The sequence below is a fragment of the Thiothrix caldifontis genome (assembly GCF_900107695.1).
Classification (GTDB): Bacteria; Pseudomonadota; Gammaproteobacteria; order Thiotrichales; family Thiotrichaceae; genus Thiothrix; species Thiothrix caldifontis.
This window is the reverse complement of sequence record NZ_FNQP01000002.1, coordinates 219,818-245,954: the sequence shown is the minus strand read 5'-3', so window position 1 is coordinate 245,954 and position 26,137 is coordinate 219,818. Positions and strand designations below refer to the sequence as shown.

The window sequence follows — 26,137 nt, the reverse complement described above, 5'->3', positions numbered from 1 at the left end:
TGTCTTGCTATACGCTAAAATCGCGTAACGGGGGGTGATTGGCTCCACATGATTTTAAGGGGATGTTATCCGCTACTGCTGAATAAAATGCGCCCGATAATACGCCAGCTCATCAATCGAATCCCGCACATCCGCCAGTGCCAGATGCTGTGATTCCTTCTTAAAACCTGCCGCCAGTCCCGGTTTCCAGCGATTCGCCAACTCTTTCAAGGTACTCACATCCAGATTGCGGTAATGGAAAAACTTCTCCAATTCCGGCATTTGCCGCGCCAGAAAACGCCGATCCTGACAAATACTATTGCCACACATCGGCGACGCGCCCGCTGGTACAAACTGTTTCAGGAAATCGAGGGTGGCTTGCTCCGCTTGCGCTTCCGTCCATTCACTCGCCAACACGCGCTGAATCAGCCCCGAACCGCCGTGTTGTTTCTGATTCCACTCATCCATTTTTGCCAGCGTTTCAGTAGTTTGGTGGATGGCAATCACTGGGCCTTCCGCCAAGATAGTTAGGTCTTTATCGGTGACGACGGTGGCAATTTCGATAATCACATCGTTGACGGTATCTAAACCTGTCATTTCCAGATCAATCCAGATCAAATTTTCCTGATTCATGCTCATTCGGGTACACTGCACTTACTTTAGGGAATTTGGAATATAACAGAGATTATGCAAACCTTTACCTACATTTTCCTTGCGTTTTTGTTGGCGTCGACCTTGGTACAACTGTACTTGTCGTTGCGGCAGAAACAGCATGTCAGCGCTCACCGCGCGGCTGTCCCCACCCCGTTTGCGGGTAAAATCTCGCTGGAAGAGCACCAAAAAGCCGCCGATTACACCCTCGCCAAAGGCGGTTTAGGGCGCATCGACCTGCTGATTGGTTTGGTCATTTTGCTGGCCTGGACACTCGGCGGTGGGCTGGAATGGTTGGATGCGCAATGGCGTAGTATTGGCTGGAACGAGCTGTACACGGGCACGGCGGTCATGCTTAGCCTGATATTGATTGGCAGCGTATTGGATATGCCGCTGTCACTCTACCGCACTTTCGTACTGGAAGAACGCTTCGGTTTCAATAAGATGACTCCCGTCACTTTTGTTACTGACCTGTTTAAAGGCGCAGCACTGGCGTTGATTATCGGCATTCCGGTGATAATGTTGATTCTGTGGTTGATGGAATCGGCGGGCAGCTTGTGGTGGTTGTATGCGTGGGCAGCGCTGACCGCATTTTCACTACTAATGACTTGGGCATACCCCAAATTCATTGCGCCCTTGTTCAATAAATTCAGCCCGTTGGAAGAAGGTGAAGTCGCCGAACGCCTGAATGCGCTGTTGGCACGTACTGGCTTCAATAGCAAAGGTGTATTCGTGATGGATGGTTCGCGCCGTTCTGCACATGGCAATGCTTATTTTACTGGTTTCGGCAAAAATAAACGCATTGTGTTTTTCGATACCTTGCTGAAACACTTAACGCCTGCACAAGTGGAGGCGGTACTGGCTCACGAATTGGGGCATTTCAAACGCAAACACATCGTTAAGGGCATGGCCTTGTCGATGATCATGACATTAACCGGTTTCATCGTCTTGGCATGGTTAATGAACCAAGAGTGGTTTTATACTGCGCTCGGCGTTAGCCAGCCGTCTACCTACATGGCGTTAGTGTTGTTCGTATTGGTTAGCCCAGCATTCACGTTTTTTATCGGCCCTGTCATGGCATGGTGGTCGCGTAAACATGAATTTGAAGCGGATGAGTTTGCTGCACAACAGTCCAGTAGCACGGAACTGATTGCTGCATTAGTGGGTCTTTATAAAGAGAATGCCAGCACCCTGACACCTGATCCGTGGTATTCGGCATTTTATGACTCGCATCCGCCCGCAGCGATACGGATTGCGCATTTACAACAACAAACGTGACAAGAGTAATGACATGAAAGCGAAAGCTCTGTTGATTTTCTGTGGTGGCTTGCTGCTTATGCAGACAGCCCTAGCCGAGCCTGATCCAGTGAATGGGCAAAAGTTGTTTACTCATTCCCCGTGTGATACGGAGCAATTGACTGCCCCCAACCCGAATATCACTGATATAGCGAGCTTAGAAAAAGAAGTGCGCCAATGCGACATTAGCCGGAATATCAACTGGTATGATGACGAAATCAAGGATGTGGTGAGTTATCTAAACCAAACGTATCACAAATTTCAGTAATACGTGGGCAACGTAGGCGTTTTCCGTCACAATAGAATGATATGACGGAAAACATTTCTCACGCAGCTTCTTCAGGCATCGGGCAAGTGATTACCCGCTTTGGTGCTGACTTTTTGATTGAAACCGAGGCGGGCGAGCGGCTACGTTGCACGGCTCGCCGTAAACTCGACCATCTCGCCTGTAGCGACCATGTGCAATGGGAACGCCAAGCCCAAGGCAATGCTGCTGTTACCGCTATGCTTCCCCGCCGCAATGTGCTGGAACGCCCGGACTTTCGCGGTAAACTACGTCCCATTGCCGCCAATATTGATCTCTTGATTGTGGTGGCTAGTTGGCAACCTGCTCCAGTGTGGGAGACCCTTGACCGTTACCTGATTGCCGCCAATCGCCTGCACGCGGATGTTTTGCTGGTGATGAATAAAATGGATTTACGCCAGACTCATGCGACGGCTGAAGCGGAAGCCTGCTTAGCAGAATACGTGCGCATTGGTTGCCCCATCCTGCACGTTGCTGCGGATCAGCAGCAAGGAATAGGGGATATCCTCAGTGCTATTCAAAGGCGCACCGCAATTGTGGTAGGGCAATCGGGTGTGGGTAAATCGTCTATCGCCGCACAGTTATTGCCAGATACAGATATTCGTGTGGGTACGATTTCTGATACTGGGGAAGGGCGGCACACCACCACCTCTGCCACACTGTATCGCTTGCCAGCGGGTGGTGCGTTGATCGACTCTCCCGGTGTGCGGGATTTTGGGTTGACCGGGTTGGATTTTGCCACTTTGGAAAGCGGTTTCCCGGAGTTTCGCCCGTTTTTGGGAGGATGCCGTTTCAACAATTGCACGCACAACCATGAACCGGGTTGTGCGATAAAAGCGGCTGTCAATGCTGGGCAACTACCGCCAAAGCGTTTTGCACGCTATTTGAGTTTATTGAGTACGGTCTAAATGCCGTACATACCACCTATCTGCTCGCTTATCGTGATTCATCCCGCATCCGGTTTACTCGGAACTATAATAACTGCATATAAATCAAAAATAAGGCGATAAACCAAACCGGTTGATTTTCAAAATCCTTCGTCAGAAAAGTGACCACTATCACTTCATCGTTCGGAACTTTTTAGTAAAGTCAAGAGCCTGAATAATAAATAATTACTGAAAATCACCCTTAGCTTGAAATGAGGTAACACCATGAATATCCATCAACTGCATGTGTCTGATAGCAGTTACGCTGACAGTCACGAATGTACGCCCTGTGAGGCATCCCCCCGCCCTGCCAGCTCCCGCTATTGGCCTAAAGTACGGATGCAGCGCCGTCGCTTAAATGGCAGATTTGATGAACGTCTTAGCATTGAAATTTCCAATCCTTGGCCTGAACTAATCCTCCGCCATGTTAATATCGCGTTTCTTTCCGCCGACCCGCATCATCACCAGAAAAATAGTAGCCAAACCGTTAAATTTGCACCGACTCACGGTATCGATTTTGGTGACATTGCCTATGAAAAGCCGATGACTCGCGACATCATTATGATTGACCACCAGCCGAGCGCAGAAGGGCATCAAATCTACGCTGGTGTGTGTTTTACGGCAGTCACCAAAGCAGAGGAAGTCAAACACTACGGTTATTTACTCTTTAAAAGCAATTTATTGTTGGCAGAAGAAGCATTCGATCAAGCGGCATAACGTTTATTCCACCGGGCAGCTCAGCATTCATTTGAATCTATTAGGGCATTTATGAGACCCTTGGCGCGTTATTGGTAGCAAAACCTTATTCATGAGCCGACTTTTTCTGACATTTGCTTGTTGCGCGTTCGCCTACATTCCATCCGTTCTCGCGGAGCCATCGGCAACGCAGCGCGAACTGTTTCAGCAAACTTACAGCGAGCTACAAGCCGGAAAACTGGACAAGTTTGCCACCTTGCCTGCGGAGATGCAGCACTACCCACTTTATCCATGGTTGGAATATGCTGACCTCAAGCAGCGTTTCGACATGCTTCCTGATGCGCCAATACTGGCATTTACCCAGCGTTACCCAGATTCCCTGATGGCTGATGCGTTACATATACAACTAGCCAAACGTCTAGCCGACAAACAGGAATGGCAAAAGTTGTTGGCAACCATTCCGGCAACGCTGGACGATACCGATACCCAATGCTATCGCACTCAGGCACTGGCTGCCGTGGGGCAAAAAACCGCAGCGCTGGAAACCGGCAAACAAACTTGGATGGGGATCAGCAAATCACTTTCTGATGCTTGCATCCCGGTCACGGATTTACTGCGGCGTCACGTTACGCTCAGCACTAAGGATTACTGGGAACGTATTCGGGCGGCGCTAGACAAAAATCAAACGACCTTAGCCACACAACTGGCGGCTGATTTACCCCTAGAAGCGCAACGCGCTGTCGATAGGTGGATTCGAATCCGCCAAAGTCCAGCCGAGGCACTACCCCTAGCGCTTCAGCAAGCGGATACGTCTTATATGCGTGATGCGATTGCCGCTGGCCTTGAGCGCCTTGCTAAAAAAGAACCCCAGCAAGCTGAAAACCTCTGGCAGACGGCTCGGCAAACCAGCCAATTTACCCCAGAAGACATCGCCAAGGTGGAAAGTGCTTTGGGGATGCAGCAAGCCTTGCGCCATGACCCTGCTGCACTTCAGCGCCTTGCCGCCATCCCCGCCGCACAACGCACTCAGGAGGCCAATCTGTGGATGGCTCGCCTCGCCGCCCGTCAGGGGGATTGGGAAAAATTGTTGGATGCTACCCAACACCTCACGTTTGAGCATGAGCGTGATGCTGCCAGTTGGGACTATTGGCAAGCCCGCGCCTTAGAGCAGACCGGTAAAAAAGCCCAAGCGACATCGCTCTACGCCAAGATTGCCCCGCAAGCCACGTTTTACGGCTTTCTGGCGGCTGATCGTTTAGGGCAGGCGTACCCCGGTTTGAAAATTCCACCGGTGGATCGCAGCCAACGGGTCGCTGGTTTGCAAAAAGTTGCAGCCATCCAACGCGCTTTCGAGTGGTTCGCGTTGGGCAACCGTGAACAAGGGCGCAAGGAATGGTTTCGTGCGCTTAAACAAATGGATAAAGAGGGTATTTTAGCGTTAGCCGATCTCGCCACCCGTGCCAATGACCCGAATCTTGCTATCTGGACGGTAGCACGTGCTAAAGAATGGGATGAAACACACCTGCGCTTCCCGGTGGTGCATACTGATCTGGTGATGGAACAAGCACGCCATCAAGGTATCCAACCTGCTTGGGTCATGGGGGTCATCCGCCGTGAAAGTGCGTTTGATGCGACGGTGGAATCCAGTGCTAAAGCGCTTGGTTTGATGCAATTGATTCCACCCACTGCCAACGCCGTCGGTAACAAGTTAGGTCTTAGGCTCAAGGGTAGGGATGACATTTTGCATCCACCGACTAACATTCAGTTAGGCAGTGCCTATCTGCGTGACATGTTGGGTACATTTTCCGGTAACTACGCGCAGGCAACGGCAGCCTATAATGCAGGGCCTGGGCGTCCCCCCCAGTGGGCACCGGATAAGTTGATCAATGCGGATCAGTGGATCGAAAGCATTCCTTTCACCGAAACCCGCGAATACGTGCAGGCGGTGATGGGGTATACCACCATTTACGATGAAAAACTGAATCCCGGCAAAGGCCGCCGTTTGTCTGAACGTTTACAACCGATAGCACCCAATGCACCCAAATCATCACCCAGCCCGTAACAGGCCACGCCAGCAACGCGGTATCGCTATCCTTTCAGTGTTAGTGATCGCGGTATTGGTCGTGACGTTGGCAGCCGCTATTTTTGCCCGCCAGAGTCGGGCGGTGCGCCAAACCGATAATTTCCAATCGTTGGAACGGGCCTGGCAATATGTGCTGATGATGGAGCAATACGCAGGCTTACAACTGCAACTGGATGCTAAAACCAATAAATTCGATGCATTGACGGATCGTTGGGCTTACCGCCTCCCGACCCAAACCTTGACGGAAGAAAGCGGGGCTATCGTCAAGTTCACGGGCAATCTGGAGGATTTGCAAGGGCGTTTCAACCTCAACAATCTGTTGAGCCAAGATGCTGAGCAACGCGGCAAACTGGATGGTGCAGCCCTCAACCAGTTAAAGCCGTTTGTGACGGATGCGGGGTTGCCCGCCGGTTTCGCGGATGCGATTGCCGATTGGCTGGATAGCAATACCCAACCGCAAGGGATTGATGGTGCAGAGCGCGATTATTATCTGGCGGGGGCTATTCCCTACTTGGCGGCGGATATGCCGTTTGTGGATGTGAGTGAGGTGCGTTTGTTACGTTTGGAGATGCAAGACCCGGAAGCAAAAAACAAAGCCCTCAACCATTTCCTCACGACGGTGACGGCGTTGCCATTCGAGAAAACCACCATTAACCCCAATACGGCTAGTAAGTGGGTGTTGAAGGCATTACGCCTCAGTGACAGCCAAATTGCGCTGATTCTCGATAAGCGCAAACTCAAGCAAGCCTATCGCAGCAAGGAAGAATTTCTCCGCGACATGGCGTTTGAACCCGGTAAAGACGATGCATTGATGAACAGTTTTGACGTAACCACGCAATATTTTCGCCTCACAGGTGAGGTGCAAATCAATCGGGCGCGGGTTTTTGTCAACAGTCTGTTATTGCGTGACGCGAAGGGGAGTGTTCGTGTCATAATGCGTCAATTCGACCGGGTTAACGAACAACCAATAACGACTAACGATGCTAGTAATACGCCTACAAACACCGAATGATCCTGAACCTGCTTGGGCAGTGCTTAATAACAAGCCTGCTGACTGGCAACACGGTTCTTGGGAAAAACTTATGCCATTGGCACGGGGGCAGGATATTGTATTGCTGATCCCTAGCCGTGATGTATTGTTGACGCAGACGAGTGTCAACACCCGTAATCAGCGCCAGTTGCAGCAAGCCATTCCGTTTGCCTTGGAAGACAGTATTGCCGATGAGTTGGAACAGCAACATATCGTTTGGCAAACACGCCCCGCATCGACGCAAGTGGATGTGGCGATCATACGTCGTGACCGCCTGCGTGAATGGGTGAAGGCGTTACAGGCACACCAGTTACGCCCCCAAACGGTCTTGCCAGACCTGTTTGCGTTGCCCTGGGGGGAAGATACCCTGACTTTATGGCAACAAGGCGCATACATTTGGGTAAGAACAGGGGAGTTGTCAGGCTATGCCAGCACCCCAGCCGCTTTGCCCCTGTTATTGGACAGTTTGACTTCTGGGCAAACCGAACCTGTACGGCTACGCTTGTACAGCGATCAAACGGATGTATGGGCGGCGGATCAACGTTTCACCATTATCCCTGAAACCCAAGCCGAACAACTGTTCCCCACCAGTCTGCAAGCAGCGCTCAAGCTTAACTTATTGAACGGTTTGCAGGATGAAACCCGTGCTCAATTCCGTCAGCATTGGCTGCGGTGGCGTTTAGCCGCAGGGTTAGCGGCAGGGTCAGCCGTAGTTGCCATGGGCATGTATGGGGTGGGCAGTTACCGTTTACAGCAACAGCTTGAGGCGGTAGATGCGCAGAACCTGCAACTATTCGCGGAACTCTTCCCTGATGTTAGTGATGTTGACCCGCGTGGCCTTAAAAGCCGCCTTGCCTCGGAATTAGTACGAATTAAAGGCAACGGCAGCGCTACGGCAACTACTACCAGCCCCTTACCCCAGTTAGCAGCGGTCGCCGTCGCCATGCAAGCCGCAGGTGATTTAAGCGTGGAAGATATTCGTGCGCAAACCGGTATGCTGACAGTCAACTTGCAAGCCAAAAACCAGCAAGCGCTTGAAACCTTGCGGGATACACTGGAAAAATCATTGGGTGATGCGGTGGAAATGCAATCGTCCCGTACCGCTGATAGTGTCAAAGCAACGCTAACGCTGGGAGGTCAGTCATGAAGGCTTGGTGGCAAAATCTCGCAGCCAGCGAACGCCGCCTGATGTCTGGCGGCGCTATCCTGATTGGTTTGACCATGCTCTGGTTATTTGTTTGGAAACCCCTGAACACCCATCACCAATTATTACAGCAAGATTTGGTCGACGCGCAGGCAGCACACGCAGAGATGCAACGCCAACGTGCTGAAATCCTCGCACTCCGAGGGGCAGCGCCCAATGCAGCAGTCGCCGCAAGCGGTAGTTTGCATACCAGCGTCATTGCGGCTCTCAAGCAGTTCCAATTGGATGGCACAGGGACTAGCTCCGAAGAAAAAAATAAAAACACGGTGACACTGAAACTAGAGGCTAAACCCTTCGATACCTTGGCGCAATTTCTTGCGGCAATGGAAACCCAACACGCTGCCAATACCACCAGTATGACCCTCAAACCGGCGGGCAAACCCGGCACGGTTGACGCACAAATTACGCTGGAACGATGAAAACACGCACCCTCATTCTCGCAGGTACTGTCAGTTTCCTGCTCACGTCCTTGACACAATTGCCTGCTAAACTGGTATTAGCTCAACTGCCTGCTGACCTGCCCGTGCAACTGCAAGGTATCAACGGTACACTGTGGCAAGGTGGTGCTGCCAGCTTGAGCGCTCAAGGTTTGCAACTCAATAATGTGCAATGGGATTTGCAAACCAGTGCCTTATTGAAAGGTCAACTCGCGGCGGACTTACGGGCTAGTTTGCCACAGGGTGGGGATATTGATGGTATTTGCAGCATTAACCTCGCAGGTGTACTGCACTGTAGCCCGTTGAATCTCAATAATTTACCGGCGCAAGCGGTATCACCTTACCTGCAAAGTTTGATGATTCCGCCGTTAAGTGGCACTTTTCAAGCCAATCTTAGTGCTGTGGAGTGGGATCAGCAGTCGCTTCCCAAACTCAGTGGGCATGGCGAATGGCGTGAAGCAGGCGTGCAAATGCTCCCGCAGCGTTACGGCAATTACACCGCGAATGTCAGCAGTAGTGATGATGGGGCGCAACAAATCAGTCTTGCTTCTGCACCCGATGCCGCGTTTATATTGGATGGTACGATTACCTTGCAAGCTACTGGGCAGTACCAAACGGCATTGAACCTGAAACCGGGTAGTGGTATTGATGATGGCACTAAGCAATTCATGAGTAGCTTTATTGTGCCACCTCAACCGGATGGAACATTCCAGATCCGTGAACAGGGGCAGTTGCCCGGTTTTTAATGTAAACTACCAGCACCACAAAAAAGGCGGGAGTGTTAGTCCCGCCTCAAATCGACTCGAAGAATAGTCAGTTGAATATTAAGTTTTCATTACATGGAATAAGCGCGTTCCCCATGAGAAGCAGTATCCAAACCTTGGCGTTCTTCTTCTTCCGATACCCGCAGCCCCATGGTCATGTCGATCAATTTGAACAACACAAAGCTCACGACACCAGACCAAACGACGGTTAATAAAACACCTGATGCTTGGGTAATTACTTGCCCACCCATCGAGTAGTCGTCTACACCGACACCGCCTAAGGCTGGGGAAACAAAGATACCCGTACCAATCGCACCAATGATACCGCCCAGACCGTGGATACCGAAAACGTCCAAGCTATCATCGTAGCCCAGCATTTTCTTCAGGCCAGTCACACCCCACAAGCACAATGCACCGGCGATAGCACCCAGTACGATAGCGCCCATCGGCCCCACCAAACCCGCAGCCGGTGTTACCGCCACTAAGCCTGCGACTACGCCAGAAGCTACACCTAACATGGATGGCTTACCGCGCAATAACCACTCAGTCAACATCCACGCCATACCGCCAGCCGCTGTCGCCAAAATGGTGTTGATGAAAGCCAAACCTGCGCCGCCATTCGCTTCCAGATTAGAACCAGCGTTGAAACCGAACCAACCCACCCACAGCAACGATGCACCGATCATGGTCATTGGCAGATTGTGTGGTTGCATCGGGTCACGCCCAAAACCAACCCGCTTACCCAGTACAATTGCACCCACCAGTGCTGCGATACCCGCGTTGATGTGTACGACTGTACCACCCGCGAAGTCTAAATCACCGGCTTCAAACAAGTAACCACCCGTTGCCCACACCATGTGCGTGATTGGCAGGTAAGAGAAGGTGAACCACAATGCGCCGAAGATCATCAGGGCAGAAAATTTCACCCGTTCAGCCAAACCGCCCACAATCAGTGCCACGGTAATTGCCGCAAAGGTTAACTGGAAGGACACAAACACCAATTCAGGAATGACCACCCCATCCGTAAAGGTAGCAGCGGTGCTATCAGCGGTAATGCCCGCCAAGAACAGTTTAGAGAAATCGCCAATCATCCAGTTCAGGCTGCCGCCATCGCCGAATGCCAACGAATAACCGTAAATCGCCCACAACAGCGAAATCATGCAGAAAATAGCCATCACCTGCGTCAATACAGACAACATGTTTTTAGCGCGAACCAAACCGCCGTAGAACAGTGCCACACCCGGTACAATCATCAGAATAACCAGCAAGGTGGACAGCATCATCCACGCGGTATCCCCTTTATCCGGCACAGGAGCCGCAGCCGCTACTTCGTCAGCCATTGCCACACCGGAAAAACCCAGTAATGCCGCCAACATCATTAAACCAAGACGAATATTCATGGAATTCCCCCTTCCTTACAGTGCATCTGTACCGCTTTCGCCAGTGCGAATGCGGATAACTTGTTCTACTGAGGTGACAAAAATCTTGCCATCACCGATTTTGCCTGTATTCGCAGACTTAGTGATCGCTTCAATAACTTGATCCACTTGCGACTCGGCGACGGCGGCTTCAAGCTTGATTTTGGGTAGGAAATCCACCACGTATTCTGCGCCACGGTACAATTCAGTATGACCTTTCTGACGCCCGAAACCTTTTACTTCAGTGACTGTGATACCTTTAACGCCAATATCCCCCAACGCATCGCGCACGTCGTCGAGTTTGAATGGCTTAATAATGGCTGTAACCATTTTCATAGAACTAACTCCTTGCTAGTTAGGGATGCCAAATTTAATTGCTTAACGCTAGGAATGTTGCAATTGACGTGCCAATCACTCAGAAGCCGCATGACCACAAGGTACAGCTAGTAATTGTTTAAAAAAACCACCATTTAGTCGACTTATCCCCTTTTCGGAGCGTGCATCAGCACCATAATAGTGCATTGGTCGGCATTAATGCACTAAGCCCACCACCCAACCACACTGTCACCGAATTTGCTACAATCCGGGGCATTCAGTTAGTTTAAGGAATACCTCATGCAAAGCTTTGGCAATCTCGATGATCTGGCAAAAAAATTATCGGCACTCCTGCCCGAACCGGTGCGCAATATGCAGGAAGATGTCGAAAAGAACATGCGCGGCCTGCTCGAAGGCGGCCTGCAAAAGATGAATCTGGTGACGCGGGAAGAGTTTGATATTCAATCAGCAGTACTATTGCGTACCCGTGAAAAGCTGGAAGCCTTGGAAAAGCGGCTTGCTGAGCTCGAAGCCCAGCAAAGCCAAATGCAGGCTGGCGCGTAAGGCTTATACCGTTAACATCCCCTTGTGGACGATAAAGTCGATAATCGTCTGCAAGCCTAACTTTTCTTTCAAATTGGTAAACACAAACGGACGTTCACCGCGCATCCGTTTGCTGTCACTTTCCATGACTTCCAGCGAAGCCCCCACGTAAGGTGCAAGGTCGATCTTATTGATCACCAGCAAGTCAGAACGGGTAATGCCTGGGCCACCTTTGCGTGGAATTTTTTCGCCTTCCGCCACATCAATCACGTAAATGGTTAAATCCGCGAGTTCGGGGCTGAAGGTTGCCGACAGATTATCACCACCGCTTTCGATGAAAATCACGTCGAGGTCGGGGAAACGGATTTGCAAATCTTCCACCGCCGCCAGATTCATGGAGGCATCTTCGCGGATCGCAGTATGCGGGCAACCGCCGGTTTCCACGCCGACAATGCGTTCTACGGGCAGGGCTTCGCTGCGCATCAGGAATTGCGCATCTTCCTGCGTGTAAATGTCGTTGGTCACAACGGCAATGTCGTAAGTGTCGCGCATGGCTTTGCACAGCGCATCCAGCAGCGCGGTTTTACCAGAACCGACCGGGCCGCCGACACCGACTCTCAAGGGATTGGACATGGGGTTTCCTTTCTTCACGATCTAAATAAACGGGTGTATTGGGTTTCGTGGCGACTGCTGGCAATGGCTAAAGCGGGCGATGACGCGCCAATGTCGTCATCAGCCACTTGCAAACCTTGCGTCACCACTTCCGGCAGCAACAAAGTCATTTCATGCAAAATCTTCTGCCCCTGCGTTTGCCCCAGCGGGATGATTTTCACCGCTGACAGCACCAAATTTTCCAGCCAGCTCCACACATAGCCGTAAGCGGTTTGTTGCAGCGGAATCTGCCAATGCACCGCAGCGAGTACGAAAGCGGCGGATTGGCTTTGTGCCAGCAGCGGTTTCCAGCGGGCAGCATTGGGAATTTCCAAGGCAATCAGCAAATCGGTTAACGCCCTCCCGCGATTTTTTTCCTCCAGCAATAACTCGCTGGTTTCGCGGCTGGCGTTGAGGATGTGAATCCAGTATTCCAGCGTTTCCACATCAGCGCGTTCGACCGCGTGATACAGGCGTTGCAGCACAGGAATATCCAGATGCGTCATGCCGCTATGCAACTGACTTGCCAACCAGTTTTGCAAATCTGTGGGAGTCGCAATCCAGCCGCATTCCACTGCCCATTCGATGCCCTGCGAATAGGTGAACGAACCAATCGGCAAGGTCGGGCTGACCAGATGCAGCAGCCGTAGCAGCGCGAGATCAGTGATCATGGTCATGCTGATGTCCGTGCGAATGCCCGCCACCATACGCGCCTGCTTCCGGCTCGAATGGTGCTTGTTCCACCACCACATGCAAGCCCAAACCGTGCAACATGTCATCCAGTACATGATCATGTTGGTAGCGGATCATGCCCGGCATGATTTGCACCGGCACATGGCGGTTGCCGAGGTGGTAGCAGGCGCGTGCCAGCAACCACGGGTCGGCGCACGTCAGGGTGGAAACGGTTTCGGGGGCAGCTTGGATGCGGATCAGTTCACCGCTTGCGCCTTGCAGGACATCACCGTGTTGCAGGCTGGAACCGCGTGGCAGGAATAAGCCTGCATCACTGCCATCGTCGAGGGTGACGCGCTGGCGGCTGATAATACGGCGTTCGTGCGGTAAGGTCAGCGACAAGTGCGGCTGACGTTGTGGCACATTACTTTTGTCCAGAATCCGTTCAATCTTTAACATCTCAGCCTCTTAAAACAAGAAATAACGCTGCGCCAACGGCAATTCGCTGGCAGGTTCGCAAATCAGCAGTTCACCATCCGCCCGCACCTGATAGGTTTGCGAATCCACCTCAATCACCGGCTGGTAGTCATTGTGAACCATGCTGGCTTTGCTGATGGTACGGCAGTTTTTCACCACCCCAATCAGGCTTTGCAGCCCCAATTGCTGATGCACGCCCGCGTTGTAGCCCGCTTGCGAAAGGAAAGTCATGGTGGTGGCATGTTTGGCTTTGCCGAATGCGCCAAACATCGGGCGGTAATGCACCGGCTGTGGCGTTGGAATCGACGCATTCGGGTCGCCCATCGGTGCGGCGATGATCATGCCACCTTTGATGATCAAGCTCGGTTTTGCACCGAAAAATGCCGGTTTCCACAACACCAAATCAGCGAGTTTACCGACTTCGACCGAACCGACTTCGTGAGAAATACCGTGCGTAATCGCGGGATTGATGGTGTATTTGGCGATGTAACGTTTGGCGCGGAAGTTGTCGTGTGTGGCGGGGTCAGTGCCGAGACTGCCACGTTGCACTTTCATTTTGTGCGCGGTTTGCCAAGTGCGAATGATGACTTCGCCGACACGTCCCATCGCTTGCGAATCGGAGGAGATCATCGAAAATGCGCCGAGGTCGTGCAAAATGTCTTCGGCAGCAATGGTTTCGCGGCGGATGCGGCTTTCGGCAAATGCCACGTCTTCGGCAATCGCGGGGGAAAGGTGGTGGCACACCATCAACATGTCGAGGTGTTCGTCGACCGTATTGATGGTGTAAGGGCGCGTCGGGTTGGTGGACGATGGCAGAATATTGGCTTGCCCACAGGCTTTGATAATGTCGGGGGCATGTCCGCCGCCTGCACCTTCGGTGTGGTAGGTGTGGATCACGCGCCCTTTCATGGCTGCCAGCGTGTCTTCGAGGAAACCGGATTCATTCAGCGTGTCGGTGTGGATGGCGACTTGCACGTCCATTTCATCCGCCACCGTCAGGCAGTTGTCGATGGCGGCGGGGGTTGTGCCCCAGTCTTCGTGCAGTTTTAAACCAATCGCGCCAGCGGCGACTTGTTCACGCAAGGGTTCGGGCTGGCTGACATTGCCTTTGCCCAAGAAACCGAGATTCATCGGCAGGCTGTCGGCGGCTTCCAACATGCGGTGCAAATTCCAGATGCCGGGGGTGCAAGTGGTGGCATTCGTGCCGGTCGCAGGCCCTGTGCCGCCACCGAGCATGGTGGTCACGCCGGACATTAAGGCTTCGTCGATTTGCTGCGGGCAAATGAAGTGGATGTGCGAATCAATCCCGCCAGCGGTGAGGATGTGGCCTTCGCCTGCAATCGCTTCCGTGCCTGCACCGACCAGAATATTCACACCCGCTTGGGTATCGGGGTTGCCTGCTTTGCCGATGCCGACAATGCGCCCGTGTTTGATGCCGATGTCGGCTTTGACAATGCCCCAATGGTCGAGAATGAGCGCATTGGTAATCACCACGTCCACGACTTCGGCATCGTTGCGCTGGCATTGCCCCATGCCGTCGCGGATGACTTTGCCGCCGCCGAATTTGACTTCATCGCCGTACACCGTATGGTCGTGTTCGACTTCAATAATGAGTGCGGTGTCACCCAACCGCACGCGGTCGCCCGTGGTAGGGCCGTACATTTCAGCGTAAGCCTGTCTGCTAATCCTTGCCATTACAATGCCCCCATGATTTTGCCTTGGAAACCGTAGACTTCGCGTGTGCCCGCAAGTGCTACCAGTTCGACTTCACGGGTTTGCCCCGGCTCAAAGCGCACCGCTGTCCCCGCCGGGATGTTGAGGCGGAAGCCGCGTGCCTTGTCACGTTCAAAGGCGAGGGCGTTGTTGGTTTCAAAGAAATGGTAGTGCGAACCGACCTGAATCGGACGGTCGCCGGTATTGGCAACGGTGAGGGTAACGGTTTCGCGCCCTGCGTTGAGTTCGATGTCGCCAGCGGCGGGGAAGAGTTGTCCGGGGATCATGGGGTACTCCTTACACAATCGGGTCATGCACGGTGACGAGTTTCGTGCCATCGGGGAAAGTCGCTTCCACCTGCACGTCGTGGATCATCTCGGCGATACCATCCATCACATCGTCACGGGTCAGCAAGGTACGCCCGTAATCCATCATTTCGGCAACGGAACGCCCATCACGTGCGCCTTCCATAATTGCGCAACTGATATAGGCAATCGCTTCGGGGTAATTGAGTTTTAAGCCACGCGCTTTGCGGCGTTCGGCGAGTAATCCTGCGGTGAATAGCAGCAGCTTGTCTTTTTCGCGGGGGGTGAGTTCCATTGTATTGTTCCTCCTAAGTATTCCAGATGCGCGGCGGTGTGGCGGAGCGTCCCGTGACCAAGGGACGGATAATCTGCCACAGATGCCGGAATAAGCGCTGTGCTTGCGCGGTGCTATTGCCGAGATAACGCACGACCAGCACGCCATTGAGCAGGGTTACGCCAGTACTGCCGTTGGCAATGTCTTGGCAATGCGGGCGCACGGCTTCGAGTAGTGCCAGGGTAGCCGGAGTTGCATACAGCGTTGCCATAACGGGTTGCCCGCGTAATCCAGCAGCGGTATGCAAATCGGCTTCACTGGCAATCAGCAAGCGATCCAGCAACAGCGGTTTGCCCGCACGGTAAATGGCGGTTTTGAACAAGGTCTTGCCGTGCGTGAATTGTTCGCCAATGCTTGGCAGGCCGAGGCAGTGGATTTCCCAGCCAATGTATTGCGCGGTGGTGTCCAGATGAATCGTACTGTGCAAGGCGATATTTGCGCCGGGGAAAAAGATGTTTTCCTGCGGCAACCATTCCAGACAGCCGTCAGCAACGTGGAAATGTTGGTGTTGTTGCGCTTGTAGTCCGGCGCTGCGGTAAAACTTGGTTGCGCCGGGTGTGGTAAGTAGTGCATGGGCGGCAGGGTCAACCTGAAAGCGCATTTGCAAACAATCACCACCCACCACACCGCCGGGCGGGTGCAGGATGTAGGCATGGCAAACGTCGCCTTCGGGGTAGAAGGGGCGTTGCACCGCCAACGGCCCCCGCTGGGAACGGTTAGCAAGCACAGTTTTGGTGCTATGCTGCACGAAACCGAGGCGTAATTCGGCTTGCCAGCCTTGGGTACACGCCGTTTCAATCACGTTTAGACGGGTCAGTGCGTTTGGCGAGGTAACGTTTTGCCCCCCAAACCAACAAGGCAGCACCCACTGCTACTGGCACTGCCATCCACAGGTGTGCAGCAAAGTGCGTCAGCTCTGAATGGGTTTCGGGGTGGTGCATAATGCCATCGTGGGCAACGGTAACGCCCGACAATAGGGCAAGGAGGAATGTCATGGGTACACGGCAAGATTGCATGGGTACGGTTTCCTTTCTGGCAAATTGAACAAAAAGATGCAGGTTTTGTACCAACGCTCGGTACAACGTGTGGCAACGAAAGCCATTTGCATTTCCATCATACAACTGCCGGATGAGCCAAGGTATGACCTACATCCAACTCCTTACAGAAGGCAGCGCCCAATTAACCGGCGTTCTGCCGTTTGCCTGCAAAAACGCATTGGCACGGGAAAACGGTTTGCTACCGAAAAAGCCGCGCCGCGCTGACAAGGGCGACGGATGTGCGCTGGCGATAATGCAGTGGCGGGTGGTGTCGATCAGCTCCGTTTTTTTCTGCGCGTGATTGCCCCATAGGATAAACACCACGGGTTGAGTTTGAGCGCTAATGGCTTGAATGACGGTATCGGTGAAGGTTTCCCAACCGCACTTTTGATGGCTACCTGCATTGCCTGCTTCTACTGTCAGCACGGTGTTGAGTAGCAACACGCCTTGCGCTGCCCACGCTTGCAGGCAGCCAGTGTGACTGTTGTTAATGCCGAGGTCGTCTTGCAATTCACGGTTAATATTGAGCAGCGAACGCGGCAACGGGGCAACATCGGGTTGCACTGAAAACGCCAGTCCGTGCGCGTGTCCGGGCGTGGGGTACGGGTCTTGACCGAGAATGACGACTTTGACCTGATCCAGCGGCGTGCTTTGCAGGGCGTTGAAACGCTGTTCTGGCGGGGGTAGGATGTGTTTACCCGCCGCCGCTTCGGCTTGCAGAAAGTGGCTCAGGGCGAGCAGGTAAGGTTTGGTGAATTCTACACCGATGGCGGCTTGCCAGCTTGGGGGGAGGGTGGTGTTTTGCATAAGCAAGCTTTTTACCACGTCCCCACGTCAAGCCGCAATCCAGCCATCATCACACCGTCAAATACCGCTGAATTAGCCCATCATCCAGCGTGTGCATTTCCCCCTCCGCCACACGCCGCCCGCGATCCAGAATACAAAACCGATCGCCGACTTTCCGTGCAAACGGCAGTTTCTGTTCCACCAGCAACACCGTCAGCCCAATATCCTTGTTGAGCTTGCGGATAATGTCACCGATTTCCGCCACAATATTCGGCTGAATCCCCTCTGTCGGCTCATCGAGAATCAGCAATTTCGGGTCAAGCACCAATGCTCGTCCAATCGCCAACTGCTGTTGCTGCCCGCCGGACAAGTCGCCGCCGCGCCGCCCCAGCATTTCCTTCAACACCGGAAACAGCTCGAAAATAAACGGTGGAATACTGCGCACTTTATCGCGCCGCGCTGGTAAACCAATCAGCAAATTCTCCTCCACCGTCAGCAGCGGAAAAATCTGCCGCCCTTGTGGCACGTAACCAATGCCGAGATTGGCACGTTTTTCCGCATCCACCCCCAGCAGGTTTTGCCCCTGATACTGAATCATGCCATCCCGCGCTTTGATCAAGCCCATAATGCACTGGAGCAAGGTGGTTTTGCCCACGCCATTACGCCCCATTAGCACGGTGCATTGTCCTGCGGGCACGTGCATTTCCAGATCCCACAGCGTGTGGCTTTCGCCGTAATACTGGTTGAGTTGTTCGACTTTGAGCATTTATTCCCCCAGATACACTTCGATCACGCGCTGATCGTTTTGCACTTCGTCCATTGTGCCCTCGGCTAACACGCTGCCTTGATGTAGCACCGTGACCTTGTTGGCGATAGAACGCACGAAATCCATGTCATGTTCCACTACCACCACCGAATGTTTGCCAGCCAAGGAGGTGAGCAATTCGGCAGTCCGTTCCATTTCCTGATGGGTCATCCCCGCAACGGGTTCGTCAACCAGCAGCAAATGCGGTTTTTGCACCAGCAACATGCCGATTTCCAGCCATTGCTTTTGCCCGTGGGATAACGCGCCTGCTTGCTGATGGTAGTTCTCGGTCAAGCCAATGGTCTGCAAGGTTTCATCAATCAAGGCTTGCTGTTCGCCACTCAAACGGGCGCGGAGGCTGTACCACACGCTTTTATTGCCGTGCATCGCCAGTTCCAGATTTTCGGCGACGCTGTGCGACTCGAACACGGTAGGTTTCTGGAATTTGCGCCCGATGCCTGCGTTGGCGATTTCGGGTTCGGAGAGTTTCAGCAAGTCCACGGTTTGCCCAAACCACGCCTGCCCGCTGTTGGGACGGGTTTTGCCGGTGATAATGTCCATCATGGTGGTTTTGCCCGCACCGTTGGGGCCGATGATGCAACGCAATTCGCCGGAGTCGATGTACAACGTCAGGTCATTGATAGCCTTGAATCCGTCGAAGCTGACGTTCAGCCCTTCCAGATACAGAATCGCCTTGTGGCTAGCATCGGGTTGCCCCGTTTCCGGTTGGCGTAAATGTGCGCCTTCGCTCATGCCGCAGCCCTCCGTTGTAACCAGCCTTTTGCTTGAAACTGTTGCACCAGCCCCGCCAAGCCTTGCGGCAAATACAGCGTGACCAGCACGAATAACGCACCCAACATGAAAATCCACGATTCCGGCATGAGTCCGGTGAACACGGTTTTGGCGTAATTGACCAGAATTGCGCCCAGCACCGCGCCGTAGAGCGTGGCACGCCCGCCAATCGCCACCCAAATCACAATTTCAATCGAGTTAAGCGGGGAAAATTCGCCGGGGTTAATAATGCCGACTTGCGGTACATACAACGCGCCCGCAATCCCTGCCAACATCGCCGACACGGTAAACACCCACACTTTGTAATGCTCGACGCGGTAGCCGACAAAGCGCGTGCGACTTTCCGCATCCCGAATCGCCACCACAATCCGCCCCAGTTTGGAATTGATAATGTAACGGCACAGCAAATAGCCACCCGCCAACGCCAGACCGGACAGCGCAAACAAGGTCACCCGCGTGCCATCGGCTTGCAAGCTGAAACCCAAAATATCCTTGAAATCGGTCAGCCCGTTATTGCCGCCAAACCCCATTTCATTGCGGAAAAACGCCAGCAGCAGCGCGTAAGTCAGCGCCTGGGTAATGATCGACAAATACACCCCCGTCACCCGCGAACGGAACGCCAACCAACCAAACACAAACGCCAGCAGCCCCGGCACGAGCAAGACCATCAGCATCGCAAACCAGAACATATCAAAGCCCTGCCAAAACCACGGCAGCTCTTTCCAGTTCAAAAACACCATGAAATCCGGCAAGTTGGCATTGCCATACACGCCGCGATCACCGATTTGGCGCATCAAATACATGCCCATCGCGTAACCACCGAGGGCAAAGAATGCCCCGTGTCCGAGGCTGAGGATTCCCAAATACCCCCACACCAAATCCACCGCCACGGCTAACAGTGCGTAAGTCAAATACTTGCCGAGCAACGTCACCAAGTACGTTGGCATGTGCAGAAAACTGCCTTCCGGCACGAGTAAGTTCAAGACGGGAACCAGTACCAGCACTAAAGCCAATACCGCGAGCATGATTTGCCCACCCCGATCGTTTTGCAGAATACGTGTGATGAACATGGCTTAATCCCCCGCTGCCCGACCTTTTTGCGGGAACAACCCGCGTGGTCGTTTCTGGATGAACAAAATAATGAAAACCAGCACCAGAATTTTGGCAAGCACTGCCCCCGCCCACGGTTCCAGCACCTTGTTGACCACGCCCAGCGACAAGCCTGCCACCAGCGTTCCCCACAAATTGCCGACCCCGCCGAACACCACCACCATGAACGAATCAATGATGTAAGCCTGCCCCAGATTCGGCCCCACGTTGGTCAACTGGCTGAGCGCGACACCCGCGACACCGGCAATCCCCGAACCCAGCCCGAAGGTCAGCGCATCAACCCGCGCCGAACGCACGCCCATTGCCCGTGCCATTGCCCGATTCTGCGACACAGCACGTACCTGCAAACCCAGATTGGTCTTGCGCAATACAAAATACAGCAGCGCAAACACCATCAAGCAAAACAGCACGATGTAGAGGCGGTTGTAAGTCAGCGACAACACGCTATTGATTTCCAGCGAACCCGACATCCACGACGGATTGGAAACCGGCACGTTTTGCGGCGAAATCACCGTGCGCACCAGTTGTTGCAGAATCAGACTAATCCCAAACGTCGCCAGCAAGGTTTCCAGCGGTCGCCCGTACAAATGGCGGATCACGGTACGTTCGATCAAAATCCCCATTGCACCCGACACGATAAACGCCGCAGGCACTGCCACAAACAGCGAGTAATCAATAAAGTTGGGCATGAGCTGCTGCACGATGTAAGTGGTATACGCCCCCAGCATGATCAATTCGCCGTGCGCCATATTGATTACGCCCATCACGCCGAAAGTAATCGCCAAGCCAATCGCCGCCAGCACCAGCACCGAACCCAAGCTCAAGCCGAAAAACAGCGTTTCGACATGACCGTACAACGCGGCGGTGTCTTCAATACTGCGCAAGGCTTCTTGTGCAGCCTTGGCAACTTCGGCATCGCTATCGGTCGTCATGGTGGTCAAGCGATTGCGCACACCGGGGTGTAAATTGCCTGCCAATGATTCAATCGCCGTTAGCCGCACCGCTTTATCAGCAGCATTCAAATCCGCCATTGCCAAACCGAGTGACAAGGCTTCTTTGACGGCAGAATCCGTTTCTTTTTCCAGCAATCCGCGCAATTGGGTTGCCATCTCTGGCGTGACCGTTTCCAGCAAACCGTTGGCGGATTTAAGGCGCACTGCTGCATCGGGGTGACTTAAGCTGAGTTGCCCCACTGCGCCCCGCAAATATTTGCGCAAACTGTTGTTGGTGGGAATTTTGCGCAACTCATCGCCCGTGTTTCCGTCTTTAGCTATGACCAGCGTTCCTTGTGCTTTGTCTTGATAGAGCTTGCCATCCAGCAAGGCTTGCAAATACGGCACAACCTCCGGGTCACCACTGGCAGCCAGCAAATCCACAGCTTCACGGGTTTTGTCGAAAGAGGCTTCCTGAAAGAGCGGCGCAGCCTGGGTGAGGGTGGCGCTTTGCTGCTCAGCTTGTAGCGGTGGGCAAAGCCACAACAACACGCTCAACAGCAACAGACGGGTGAAATCAGTCGTTTTCAGCATACTATTTCCTGAATACCGAGAAAGAATTCCCCCCATCCCCAGCCCGTCCCAGCCGCTTGAACGCGGCGCTTCGCCCCCCGCAAGGGGTGAAGGGAGCCAAGAGAAAGAAGGGAGTACCCTCTTGTTCCTTCCCCCCTTGCGGGGGAAGGTTAGGATGGGGGGTATTTATTCGTACTTCTGCCCAGAGCACTTCTTGGTTTCAGTATTGAAGTTGCCGCACGGTTTGCCGTCGGTTTCCTTGCCTGTCCAGTCAGCCACGATGTTTTTGGAATCCGGCAGGAAGTCAGACCATGCGTCGCCCGGTACTTCAGGGGTTTTGGAAACGACTTCAAACTGACCGTTTTCCTGGATTTCGCCAATCAGCACCGGTTTGGTCAGGTGGTGGTTAGGCAGCATTTTCGCTGTACCGCCAGTGAGGTTCGGGACTTCCTGACCGATCATGGCTTCAGCCACTTTGTCAGTATCAGTGGTTTTGGCTTGCTCAACCGCTTTTACCCACATATTGAAGCCGATGACGTGCGCTTCCATCGGGTCATTGGTGACGCGCTTGTCGTTCTTGGTGTATTCCTTCCACTTCTTGATGAACTCTTTATTGCCGTCGTTTTCGACGCTCATGAAGTAGTTCCACGCTGCCAAGTGACCGACCAGTGGCTTGGTGTCGATACCGGAGAGTTCTTCTTCACCCACGGAGAACGCGACCACCGGGATGTCTTCCGCCGAAATGCCCTGGTTGCCGAGTTCCTTGTAGAACGGCACGTTTGCATCGCCGTTGATGGTGGAAACCACGGCGGTTTTCTTGCCTTCCCCACCGAATTTCTTGATGTCAGCCACGATGGACTGCCAGTCAGAATGACCGAACGGGGTGTAGTTGATCATGATGTCTTTTTCATCGACACCTTTGGATTTCAAATACGCTTCCAGAATCTTGTTGGTGGTGCGTGGGTAAACATAGTCCGTACCTGCCAATACCCAGCGTTTCACTTCGCCTTCTTTCATCAGGTAATCAACGGCAGGAATGGCTTGTTGATTTGGTGCTGCACCGGTATAGAACACGTTTTTGGAAGATTCTTCACCTTCGTATTGCACCGGGTAGAACAGCAGGCTGTTTTTCTCTTCAAACACTGGCAACACGGATTTGCGCGAAACCGATGTCCAGCAACCGAAGGTCGCGGCAACTTTGTCTTTCTCGATCAGGTCACGGGCTTTTTCCGCAAACAAAGGCCAGTTGGAAGCAGGGTCAACCACCACGGCTTCGAGCTGCTTGCCCAGTACGCCGCCTTTTTTGTTTTGTTCGTCAATCAGCATCAGCATGGTGTCTTTCAGCGTGGTTTCACTGATCGCCATGGTGCCGGAGAGGGAATGCAATACGCCGACCTTGATGGTGTCATCAGCAGCCATTGCCAAGCTGGATGTACCCAGCGCCGCCGCCATACTCATAACCAACAAAGTTTGTTTGAAAACGTTTTTAAGAAACATTGGGTCACTCCTGAATGATGGATGAAAGGTCTACTCTGTTCAGGACTAAGCACAAAGCGTGCCAGAGTATTTGGCTGTGGTAATTACGCACCAAACTGATGCAATAAAACAACATTTGCACCATTAATGACGTTTGCGAAAACGACGGGCATAAAAAAGGGATGCGCATGGCATCCCCTTTTCCAACCATTGAATGGAGTTTATTTAGTCAGTGGAATGCTGTAGCTCACCAAAACTTTAGGATTGTCATCGACTTCCTCGTTATCAACCACGAACTGGCTGACCGCGAAGCTCAGATTGTCATTGTACTGATAACCCAGTTGGATATGACCAGGGCTGGCACCTTCGTCATACATGTGCTGACCGTACATGGCAGAGTATTTATCTTTGGTGTATTTCGCGGTGATGTAACGGTATTCGTTTTCGTCATCGCCTTCCAGCGCTTCGTACAGGGTAACGTTGACCGGGCCGGAACCCACGGAAACCACGCCATCAACCAGTTCACCTGGTGCAATATTGCCATCGACAGTATCGTCTTTATCTGGGTAAGCGTAAGTCCACAGACTAGCATCCACATCCAACGCGCCGACTTTACCGCCCCAGCCTGCATACAAGTCATACTCTGTACCCCAGTTGGCATCACCTGAAGATGCCCACACACCGGCATACGCCCCTGAGCCGTGTTTCACTTTCAAATCACCAGAGATAGCTGCATCGCCATCGCCCAGATCTATACCACGCCACAAATACATGTTGGCAAAGCCAGCGGAAGCCGAGACTTCTGCACCAGAACCCGCATGAGCAGCGGGTGCAGCCAACACAGCCGCAGACAACATCACCAGAAGACTACTAGCAAGCGTTTTTTTAGTATGCATACAACACCTCAAACGTAATTATAAATAGGAACCAACCACATCACCTTGAGAGTAACAGGGCATTGGCTGCTAAATCCAAAGCAATATCCATGCCAGCATTAGCAGCCACGAATATTCAGCATCAGATGTGTGCATACCAAGCATATTCCGCACCATTTCAAGGCAACAAACCTTTATGCCCGTTCTAGCGCCCGCAATTCAAGCAATTTCTAGGTGGACGACCGCCAATCACTTGCTTTATTGACCAGATTGGATTATTGCTTTAGGGCATTCGTGACTAGCACAGCGAGAAACGTGATACATGCCCCCGGAACATGCCCTTGTCATCCGTAATATCAAAAAACGCTTCGGTGATTTAGCCGTCCTCAATGGCATCTCGCTGACCGCCCACAAAGGCGATGTGATCTCCCTGTTAGGCTCAAGCGGTTCAGGCAAAAGCACCCTGCTACGCTGCATTAATTTGCTGGAAACACCCGATGAAGGTGAGGTCTATGTCACCGGCGAGCGCATTGAAATGACCCGCGACCGGCACGGCAAAACCGTTCCCAAAAGCCAAAAACAAGTCGACCACATCCGCACCCGTTTGGGCATGGTATTCCAAGGTTTTAACCTGTGGTCACACCGCACCATTCTGGAAAACATTATCGAAGCGCCCGTGCATGTGCTCGGTATTCCCAAAGCCGAAGCCAAAGAATACGCTCTCGAATTGCTGCACAAAGTCGGCATTGCCAATAAAGCGGACAGCTATCCCGATCACCTTTCCGGTGGGCAGCAACAGCGCGTGGCGATTGCGCGAGCACTGGCGATGAAACCCGCCGTGATGCTGTTCGATGAACCGACTTCCGCCCTCGACCCCGAATTGGTTGGCGAAGTGCTGCGCGTCATGCGCCAACTGGCTGATGAAGGCATGACCATGCTGGTCGTGACCCACGAAATGGGCTTTGCACGGGAAGTATCCTCCCAAGTCATCTTTTTGCATCAAGGGCAGATTGAAGAACAAGGCAGCCCTGAACAAGTCTTCAACAACCCGCGTTCGGAACGTTGCCAGCAATTTCTTGCCACCCAGCTTAAATAACCCAACAGGAGACAACCATGAAACTACTCACTACCTTACTGTCGAGCGCCGTGCTGGCACTGGCTGTTGCCGGGACTGCCCAAGCCGAAGACAAACTGCGTCTCGGCACAGAAGGCGCGTATGCCCCGTTTAATACCGTGGATAAAGATGGCAAGTTAGCAGGTTTTGACATCGACATCGGCAACGCGCTATGCAAAGCGATGGCAACCGAATGCGAATGGGTCACGTCGGATTGGGACGGCTTGATTCCGGCACTGGATGCGAAAAAGTTCGATGCAATCATCGCCTCCATGTCGATTACTGCCGAGCGCAAGGAAAAGATCGACTTCAGCAAAAAATATTACACCACCCCGATTAAATGCATCCGCGCTGTCGGCACGGACGTTGATCCGACCGATGAAGCCAAACTCAAAGGCAAAATGGTCGGCGTGCAAAGCGGTGTGGTAGCGGACAATTTCGTGCGCGGCAAATTCAAAGACATTGTGGAAGTCACCGCGTACAAAACCCAAGACGAAGCCAATCTGGACTTGCTGGCAGGGCGCGTGGATTTGGTGTGTGCGGATTCGGTGGTGCTTGCCCCCGTGGTCAAGGATGAAAAAAACGCGGGTAAAGTCGAATTCATCGGCGGCGATTTCAATGATGTGGAATTCGTCGGAGAAGGCGTGGGCATTGGTATCCGCAAGGGTGATACCGCACTGGCAGAAAAACTGAACAAGGCGATTGAGCAAATTCGGGCAGATGGCACTTACGCCGAGATCAACAAGAAATACTTCGACTTCGACCTGTACGGGGAATAAGACCCTCACCCCAACCCCTCTCCCAAAGGTAGAGGGGCTAAGAAACACGACCTCTTGCTC

At 52.9% G+C, this 26,137-nt stretch carries 30 protein-coding genes; 12 read left to right on the top strand and 18 right to left on the bottom strand.

The features are described from left to right. Positions 1–72 precede the first annotated feature (72 nt). Positions 73–618, bottom strand: coding sequence for an oligoribonuclease (gene orn, locus BLV87_RS02565; RefSeq protein WP_093065079.1), 546 nt, complete (start codon positions 616–618; stop codon positions 73–75). A 48-nt stretch (positions 619–666) separates the two neighbouring features. Between orn and BLV87_RS02560 the strand changes: the two genes are divergently transcribed. From BLV87_RS02560 to BLV87_RS02520, 9 genes are all read left to right on the top strand, one after another. Beyond that, on the top strand, positions 667–1,908 hold the full coding sequence (locus BLV87_RS02560; RefSeq protein WP_093065077.1) for a M48 family metallopeptidase: 1,242 nt from the start codon (positions 667–669) through the stop codon (positions 1,906–1,908). A gap of 13 nt (positions 1,909–1,921) precedes the next feature. Continuing rightward, positions 1,922–2,194 carry a hypothetical protein gene (locus BLV87_RS02555; RefSeq protein ID WP_093065075.1) on the top strand — a complete coding sequence of 91 codons (273 nt, stop codon included), beginning with the start codon at positions 1,922–1,924 and terminating at the stop codon, positions 2,192–2,194. A 41-nt stretch (positions 2,195–2,235) separates the two neighbouring features. Then, positions 2,236–3,138, top strand: coding sequence for a ribosome small subunit-dependent GTPase A (gene rsgA / locus BLV87_RS02550; RefSeq protein WP_093065073.1), 903 nt, complete (start codon positions 2,236–2,238; stop codon positions 3,136–3,138). Positions 3,139–3,381: 243 nt separating this feature from the next. After that, positions 3,382–3,873: a hypothetical protein gene (locus BLV87_RS02545; protein ID WP_093065071.1), complete on the top strand. Its 492-nt coding sequence runs from the start codon at positions 3,382–3,384 to the stop codon at positions 3,871–3,873. A gap of 91 nt (positions 3,874–3,964) precedes the next feature. Beyond that, the gene (locus BLV87_RS02540; RefSeq protein WP_093065069.1) at positions 3,965–5,914 is read left to right on the top strand and encodes a transglycosylase SLT domain-containing protein; all 1,950 of its coding nucleotides are present in this window, start codon (positions 3,965–3,967) and stop codon (positions 5,912–5,914) included. After that, positions 5,886–6,947 carry a type II secretion system minor pseudopilin GspK gene (gene gspK / locus BLV87_RS02535; protein ID WP_093065067.1) on the top strand — a complete coding sequence of 354 codons (1,062 nt, stop codon included), beginning with the start codon at positions 5,886–5,888 and terminating at the stop codon, positions 6,945–6,947. Before BLV87_RS02540 ends, gspK begins: the two co-directional genes overlap by 29 nt. Further along, positions 6,916–8,112 (top strand): type II secretion system protein GspL, encoded by a 1,197-nt coding sequence (gene gspL, locus BLV87_RS02530; protein WP_093065065.1) that lies wholly within the window; start codon positions 6,916–6,918, stop codon positions 8,110–8,112. Before gspK ends, gspL begins: the two co-directional genes overlap by 32 nt. Beyond that, a complete protein-coding gene (gene gspM, locus BLV87_RS02525) occupies positions 8,109–8,588 on the top strand; it encodes a type II secretion system protein GspM (protein WP_093065063.1) in 480 nt (159 codons plus the stop codon). The genes gspL and gspM overlap by 4 nt, the downstream gene beginning before the upstream one ends. Next, positions 8,585–9,352, top strand: a complete 768-nt coding sequence (locus BLV87_RS02520) for a type II secretion system protein N (RefSeq protein WP_093065061.1) — start codon at positions 8,585–8,587, stop codon at positions 9,350–9,352. The genes gspM and BLV87_RS02520 overlap by 4 nt, the downstream gene beginning before the upstream one ends. 89 nt (positions 9,353–9,441) lie before the next feature. Here the strand turns inward: BLV87_RS02520 and BLV87_RS02515 are convergent, their stop codons facing one another. Together BLV87_RS02515 and BLV87_RS02510 are read right to left on the bottom strand one after the other, a co-directional pair. Further along, a complete protein-coding gene (locus tag BLV87_RS02515; RefSeq protein WP_093065059.1) occupies positions 9,442–10,770 on the bottom strand; it encodes an ammonium transporter in 1,329 nt (442 codons plus the stop codon). Between the two features lie 15 nt (positions 10,771–10,785). After that, positions 10,786–11,124 (bottom strand): P-II family nitrogen regulator, encoded by a 339-nt coding sequence (locus tag BLV87_RS02510; protein WP_093065057.1) that lies wholly within the window; start codon positions 11,122–11,124, stop codon positions 10,786–10,788. A 279-nt stretch (positions 11,125–11,403) separates the two neighbouring features. Here BLV87_RS02510 and ubiK point away from each other — a divergent pair, with 279 nt between their 5' ends. Beyond that, a complete protein-coding gene (gene ubiK / locus BLV87_RS02505) occupies positions 11,404–11,667 on the top strand; it encodes a ubiquinone biosynthesis accessory factor UbiK (protein ID WP_093065055.1) in 264 nt (87 codons plus the stop codon). A 3-nt stretch (positions 11,668–11,670) separates the two neighbouring features. Here ubiK and ureG read toward each other — a convergent pair whose 3' ends face one another. The 15 genes from ureG to BLV87_RS02430 all read right to left on the bottom strand — a co-directional run bounded on the left by ureG (position 11,671) and on the right by BLV87_RS02430 (position 24,205). Next, on the bottom strand, positions 11,671–12,279 hold the full coding sequence (ureG, locus tag BLV87_RS02500; RefSeq protein WP_093065053.1) for an urease accessory protein UreG: 609 nt from the start codon (positions 12,277–12,279) through the stop codon (positions 11,671–11,673). 14 nt (positions 12,280–12,293) lie between these two features. After that, positions 12,294–12,974 (bottom strand): urease accessory protein UreF, encoded by a 681-nt coding sequence (locus BLV87_RS02495; protein WP_245706881.1) that lies wholly within the window; start codon positions 12,972–12,974, stop codon positions 12,294–12,296. Continuing rightward, the gene (gene ureE / locus BLV87_RS02490) at positions 12,958–13,428 is read right to left on the bottom strand and encodes an urease accessory protein UreE (RefSeq protein ID WP_093065051.1); all 471 of its coding nucleotides are present in this window, start codon (positions 13,426–13,428) and stop codon (positions 12,958–12,960) included. The genes BLV87_RS02495 and ureE overlap by 17 nt, the downstream gene beginning before the upstream one ends. 9 nt (positions 13,429–13,437) lie before the next feature. Then, positions 13,438–15,141 (bottom strand): urease subunit alpha, encoded by a 1,704-nt coding sequence (ureC, locus tag BLV87_RS02485; RefSeq protein WP_093065049.1) that lies wholly within the window; start codon positions 15,139–15,141, stop codon positions 13,438–13,440. Beyond that, positions 15,141–15,446, bottom strand: a complete 306-nt coding sequence (locus BLV87_RS02480; protein ID WP_093065046.1) for an urease subunit beta — start codon at positions 15,444–15,446, stop codon at positions 15,141–15,143. The genes ureC and BLV87_RS02480 overlap by 1 nt, the downstream gene beginning before the upstream one ends. Positions 15,447–15,456: 10 nt before the next feature. After that, on the bottom strand, positions 15,457–15,759 hold the full coding sequence (ureA, locus tag BLV87_RS02475; protein WP_078921366.1) for an urease subunit gamma: 303 nt from the start codon (positions 15,757–15,759) through the stop codon (positions 15,457–15,459). A 13-nt stretch (positions 15,760–15,772) separates the two neighbouring features. After that, positions 15,773–16,600 carry an urease accessory protein UreD gene (locus BLV87_RS02470; protein WP_093065044.1) on the bottom strand — a complete coding sequence of 276 codons (828 nt, stop codon included), beginning with the start codon at positions 16,598–16,600 and terminating at the stop codon, positions 15,773–15,775. Further along, positions 16,593–16,814 carry a hypothetical protein gene (locus BLV87_RS02465; protein WP_093065042.1) on the bottom strand — a complete coding sequence of 74 codons (222 nt, stop codon included), beginning with the start codon at positions 16,812–16,814 and terminating at the stop codon, positions 16,593–16,595. The genes BLV87_RS02470 and BLV87_RS02465 overlap by 8 nt, the downstream gene beginning before the upstream one ends. Before the next feature lie 129 nt (positions 16,815–16,943). Beyond that, positions 16,944–17,642 carry a uracil-DNA glycosylase gene (gene ung / locus BLV87_RS02460; RefSeq protein WP_093065040.1) on the bottom strand — a complete coding sequence of 233 codons (699 nt, stop codon included), beginning with the start codon at positions 17,640–17,642 and terminating at the stop codon, positions 16,944–16,946. A 49-nt stretch (positions 17,643–17,691) separates the two neighbouring features. After that, a complete protein-coding gene (gene urtE / locus BLV87_RS02455; protein ID WP_093065038.1) occupies positions 17,692–18,387 on the bottom strand; it encodes an urea ABC transporter ATP-binding subunit UrtE in 696 nt (231 codons plus the stop codon). Further along, complete coding sequence (urtD, locus tag BLV87_RS02450; RefSeq protein WP_093065036.1) at positions 18,388–19,179, bottom strand: urea ABC transporter ATP-binding protein UrtD; 792 nt, start codon at positions 19,177–19,179, stop codon at positions 18,388–18,390. Continuing rightward, the gene (gene urtC, locus BLV87_RS02445) at positions 19,176–20,288 is read right to left on the bottom strand and encodes an urea ABC transporter permease subunit UrtC (protein WP_093065034.1); all 1,113 of its coding nucleotides are present in this window, start codon (positions 20,286–20,288) and stop codon (positions 19,176–19,178) included. Before urtC ends, urtD begins: the two co-directional genes overlap by 4 nt. Positions 20,289–20,291: 3 nt before the next feature. Continuing rightward, a complete protein-coding gene (urtB, locus tag BLV87_RS02440) occupies positions 20,292–21,854 on the bottom strand; it encodes an urea ABC transporter permease subunit UrtB (protein WP_093065032.1) in 1,563 nt (520 codons plus the stop codon). A 165-nt stretch (positions 21,855–22,019) separates the two neighbouring features. Next, positions 22,020–23,330: an urea ABC transporter substrate-binding protein gene (gene urtA, locus BLV87_RS02435; RefSeq protein ID WP_093065030.1), complete on the bottom strand. Its 1,311-nt coding sequence runs from the start codon at positions 23,328–23,330 to the stop codon at positions 22,020–22,022. Positions 23,331–23,530: 200 nt separating this feature from the next. Then, positions 23,531–24,205: a TorF family putative porin gene (locus BLV87_RS02430; RefSeq protein ID WP_093065028.1), complete on the bottom strand. Its 675-nt coding sequence runs from the start codon at positions 24,203–24,205 to the stop codon at positions 23,531–23,533. Between the two features lie 301 nt (positions 24,206–24,506). On the opposite strand from BLV87_RS02430, the gene BLV87_RS02425 reads away from it, so the two are divergent. Together BLV87_RS02425 and BLV87_RS02420 are read left to right on the top strand one after the other, a co-directional pair. Continuing rightward, positions 24,507–25,280, top strand: a complete 774-nt coding sequence (locus tag BLV87_RS02425; protein WP_093065025.1) for an ABC transporter ATP-binding protein — start codon at positions 24,507–24,509, stop codon at positions 25,278–25,280. A 17-nt stretch (positions 25,281–25,297) separates the two neighbouring features. Next, positions 25,298–26,077, top strand: coding sequence for a lysine/arginine/ornithine ABC transporter substrate-binding protein (locus tag BLV87_RS02420; RefSeq protein WP_093065023.1), 780 nt, complete (start codon positions 25,298–25,300; stop codon positions 26,075–26,077). Positions 26,078–26,137 lie beyond the last annotated feature (60 nt).

Excerpts from the sequence above, each read along its gene's own strand:
- ureC (WP_093065049.1), bottom strand. The coding sequence starts at position 15,141 with ATGGCAAGGATTAGCAGACAGGCTTACGCTGAAATGTACGGCCCTACC.
- ung (WP_093065040.1), bottom strand. The coding sequence starts at position 17,642 with ATGCAAAACACCACCCTCCCCCCAAGCTGGCAAGCCGCCATCGGTGTA.
- urtE (WP_093065038.1), bottom strand. The coding sequence starts at position 18,387 with ATGCTCAAAGTCGAACAACTCAACCAGTATTACGGCGAAAGCCACACG.
- BLV87_RS02515 (WP_093065059.1), bottom strand. The coding sequence starts at position 10,770 with ATGAATATTCGTCTTGGTTTAATGATGTTGGCGGCATTACTGGGTTTT.
- BLV87_RS02555 (WP_093065075.1), top strand. The coding sequence starts at position 1,922 with ATGAAAGCGAAAGCTCTGTTGATTTTCTGTGGTGGCTTGCTGCTTATG.
- orn (WP_093065079.1), bottom strand. The coding sequence starts at position 618 with ATGAGCATGAATCAGGAAAATTTGATCTGGATTGATCTGGAAATGACA.
- BLV87_RS02420 (WP_093065023.1), top strand. The coding sequence starts at position 25,298 with ATGAAACTACTCACTACCTTACTGTCGAGCGCCGTGCTGGCACTGGCT.
- BLV87_RS02560 (WP_093065077.1), top strand. The coding sequence starts at position 667 with ATGCAAACCTTTACCTACATTTTCCTTGCGTTTTTGTTGGCGTCGACC.
- urtA (WP_093065030.1), bottom strand. The coding sequence starts at position 23,330 with ATGTTTCTTAAAAACGTTTTCAAACAAACTTTGTTGGTTATGAGTATG.
- gspL (WP_093065065.1), top strand. The coding sequence starts at position 6,916 with ATGCTAGTAATACGCCTACAAACACCGAATGATCCTGAACCTGCTTGG.
- BLV87_RS02545 (WP_093065071.1), top strand. The coding sequence starts at position 3,382 with ATGAATATCCATCAACTGCATGTGTCTGATAGCAGTTACGCTGACAGT.
- urtB (WP_093065032.1), bottom strand. The coding sequence starts at position 21,854 with ATGCTGAAAACGACTGATTTCACCCGTCTGTTGCTGTTGAGCGTGTTG.
- BLV87_RS02430 (WP_093065028.1), bottom strand. The coding sequence starts at position 24,205 with ATGCATACTAAAAAAACGCTTGCTAGTAGTCTTCTGGTGATGTTGTCT.
- BLV87_RS02540 (WP_093065069.1), top strand. The coding sequence starts at position 3,965 with ATGAGCCGACTTTTTCTGACATTTGCTTGTTGCGCGTTCGCCTACATT.
- ureA (WP_078921366.1), bottom strand. The coding sequence starts at position 15,759 with ATGGAACTCACCCCCCGCGAAAAAGACAAGCTGCTGCTATTCACCGCA.
- BLV87_RS02495 (WP_245706881.1), bottom strand. The coding sequence starts at position 12,974 with ATGACCATGATCACTGATCTCGCGCTGCTACGGCTGCTGCATCTGGTC.
- urtD (WP_093065036.1), bottom strand. The coding sequence starts at position 19,179 with ATGAGCGAAGGCGCACATTTACGCCAACCGGAAACGGGGCAACCCGAT.
- BLV87_RS02510 (WP_093065057.1), bottom strand. The coding sequence starts at position 11,124 with ATGAAAATGGTTACAGCCATTATTAAGCCATTCAAACTCGACGACGTG.
- gspM (WP_093065063.1), top strand. The coding sequence starts at position 8,109 with ATGAAGGCTTGGTGGCAAAATCTCGCAGCCAGCGAACGCCGCCTGATG.
- ureE (WP_093065051.1), bottom strand. The coding sequence starts at position 13,428 with ATGTTAAAGATTGAACGGATTCTGGACAAAAGTAATGTGCCACAACGT.
- urtC (WP_093065034.1), bottom strand. The coding sequence starts at position 20,288 with ATGTTCATCACACGTATTCTGCAAAACGATCGGGGTGGGCAAATCATG.
- BLV87_RS02520 (WP_093065061.1), top strand. The coding sequence starts at position 8,585 with ATGAAAACACGCACCCTCATTCTCGCAGGTACTGTCAGTTTCCTGCTC.
- ureG (WP_093065053.1), bottom strand. The coding sequence starts at position 12,279 with ATGTCCAATCCCTTGAGAGTCGGTGTCGGCGGCCCGGTCGGTTCTGGT.
- gspK (WP_093065067.1), top strand. The coding sequence starts at position 5,886 with ATGCACCCAAATCATCACCCAGCCCGTAACAGGCCACGCCAGCAACGC.
- rsgA (WP_093065073.1), top strand. The coding sequence starts at position 2,236 with ATGACGGAAAACATTTCTCACGCAGCTTCTTCAGGCATCGGGCAAGTG.
- BLV87_RS02480 (WP_093065046.1), bottom strand. The coding sequence starts at position 15,446 with ATGATCCCCGGACAACTCTTCCCCGCCGCTGGCGACATCGAACTCAAC.
- BLV87_RS02425 (WP_093065025.1), top strand. The coding sequence starts at position 24,507 with ATGCCCCCGGAACATGCCCTTGTCATCCGTAATATCAAAAAACGCTTC.
- ubiK (WP_093065055.1), top strand. The coding sequence starts at position 11,404 with ATGCAAAGCTTTGGCAATCTCGATGATCTGGCAAAAAAATTATCGGCA.
- BLV87_RS02465 (WP_093065042.1), bottom strand. The coding sequence starts at position 16,814 with ATGCAATCTTGCCGTGTACCCATGACATTCCTCCTTGCCCTATTGTCG.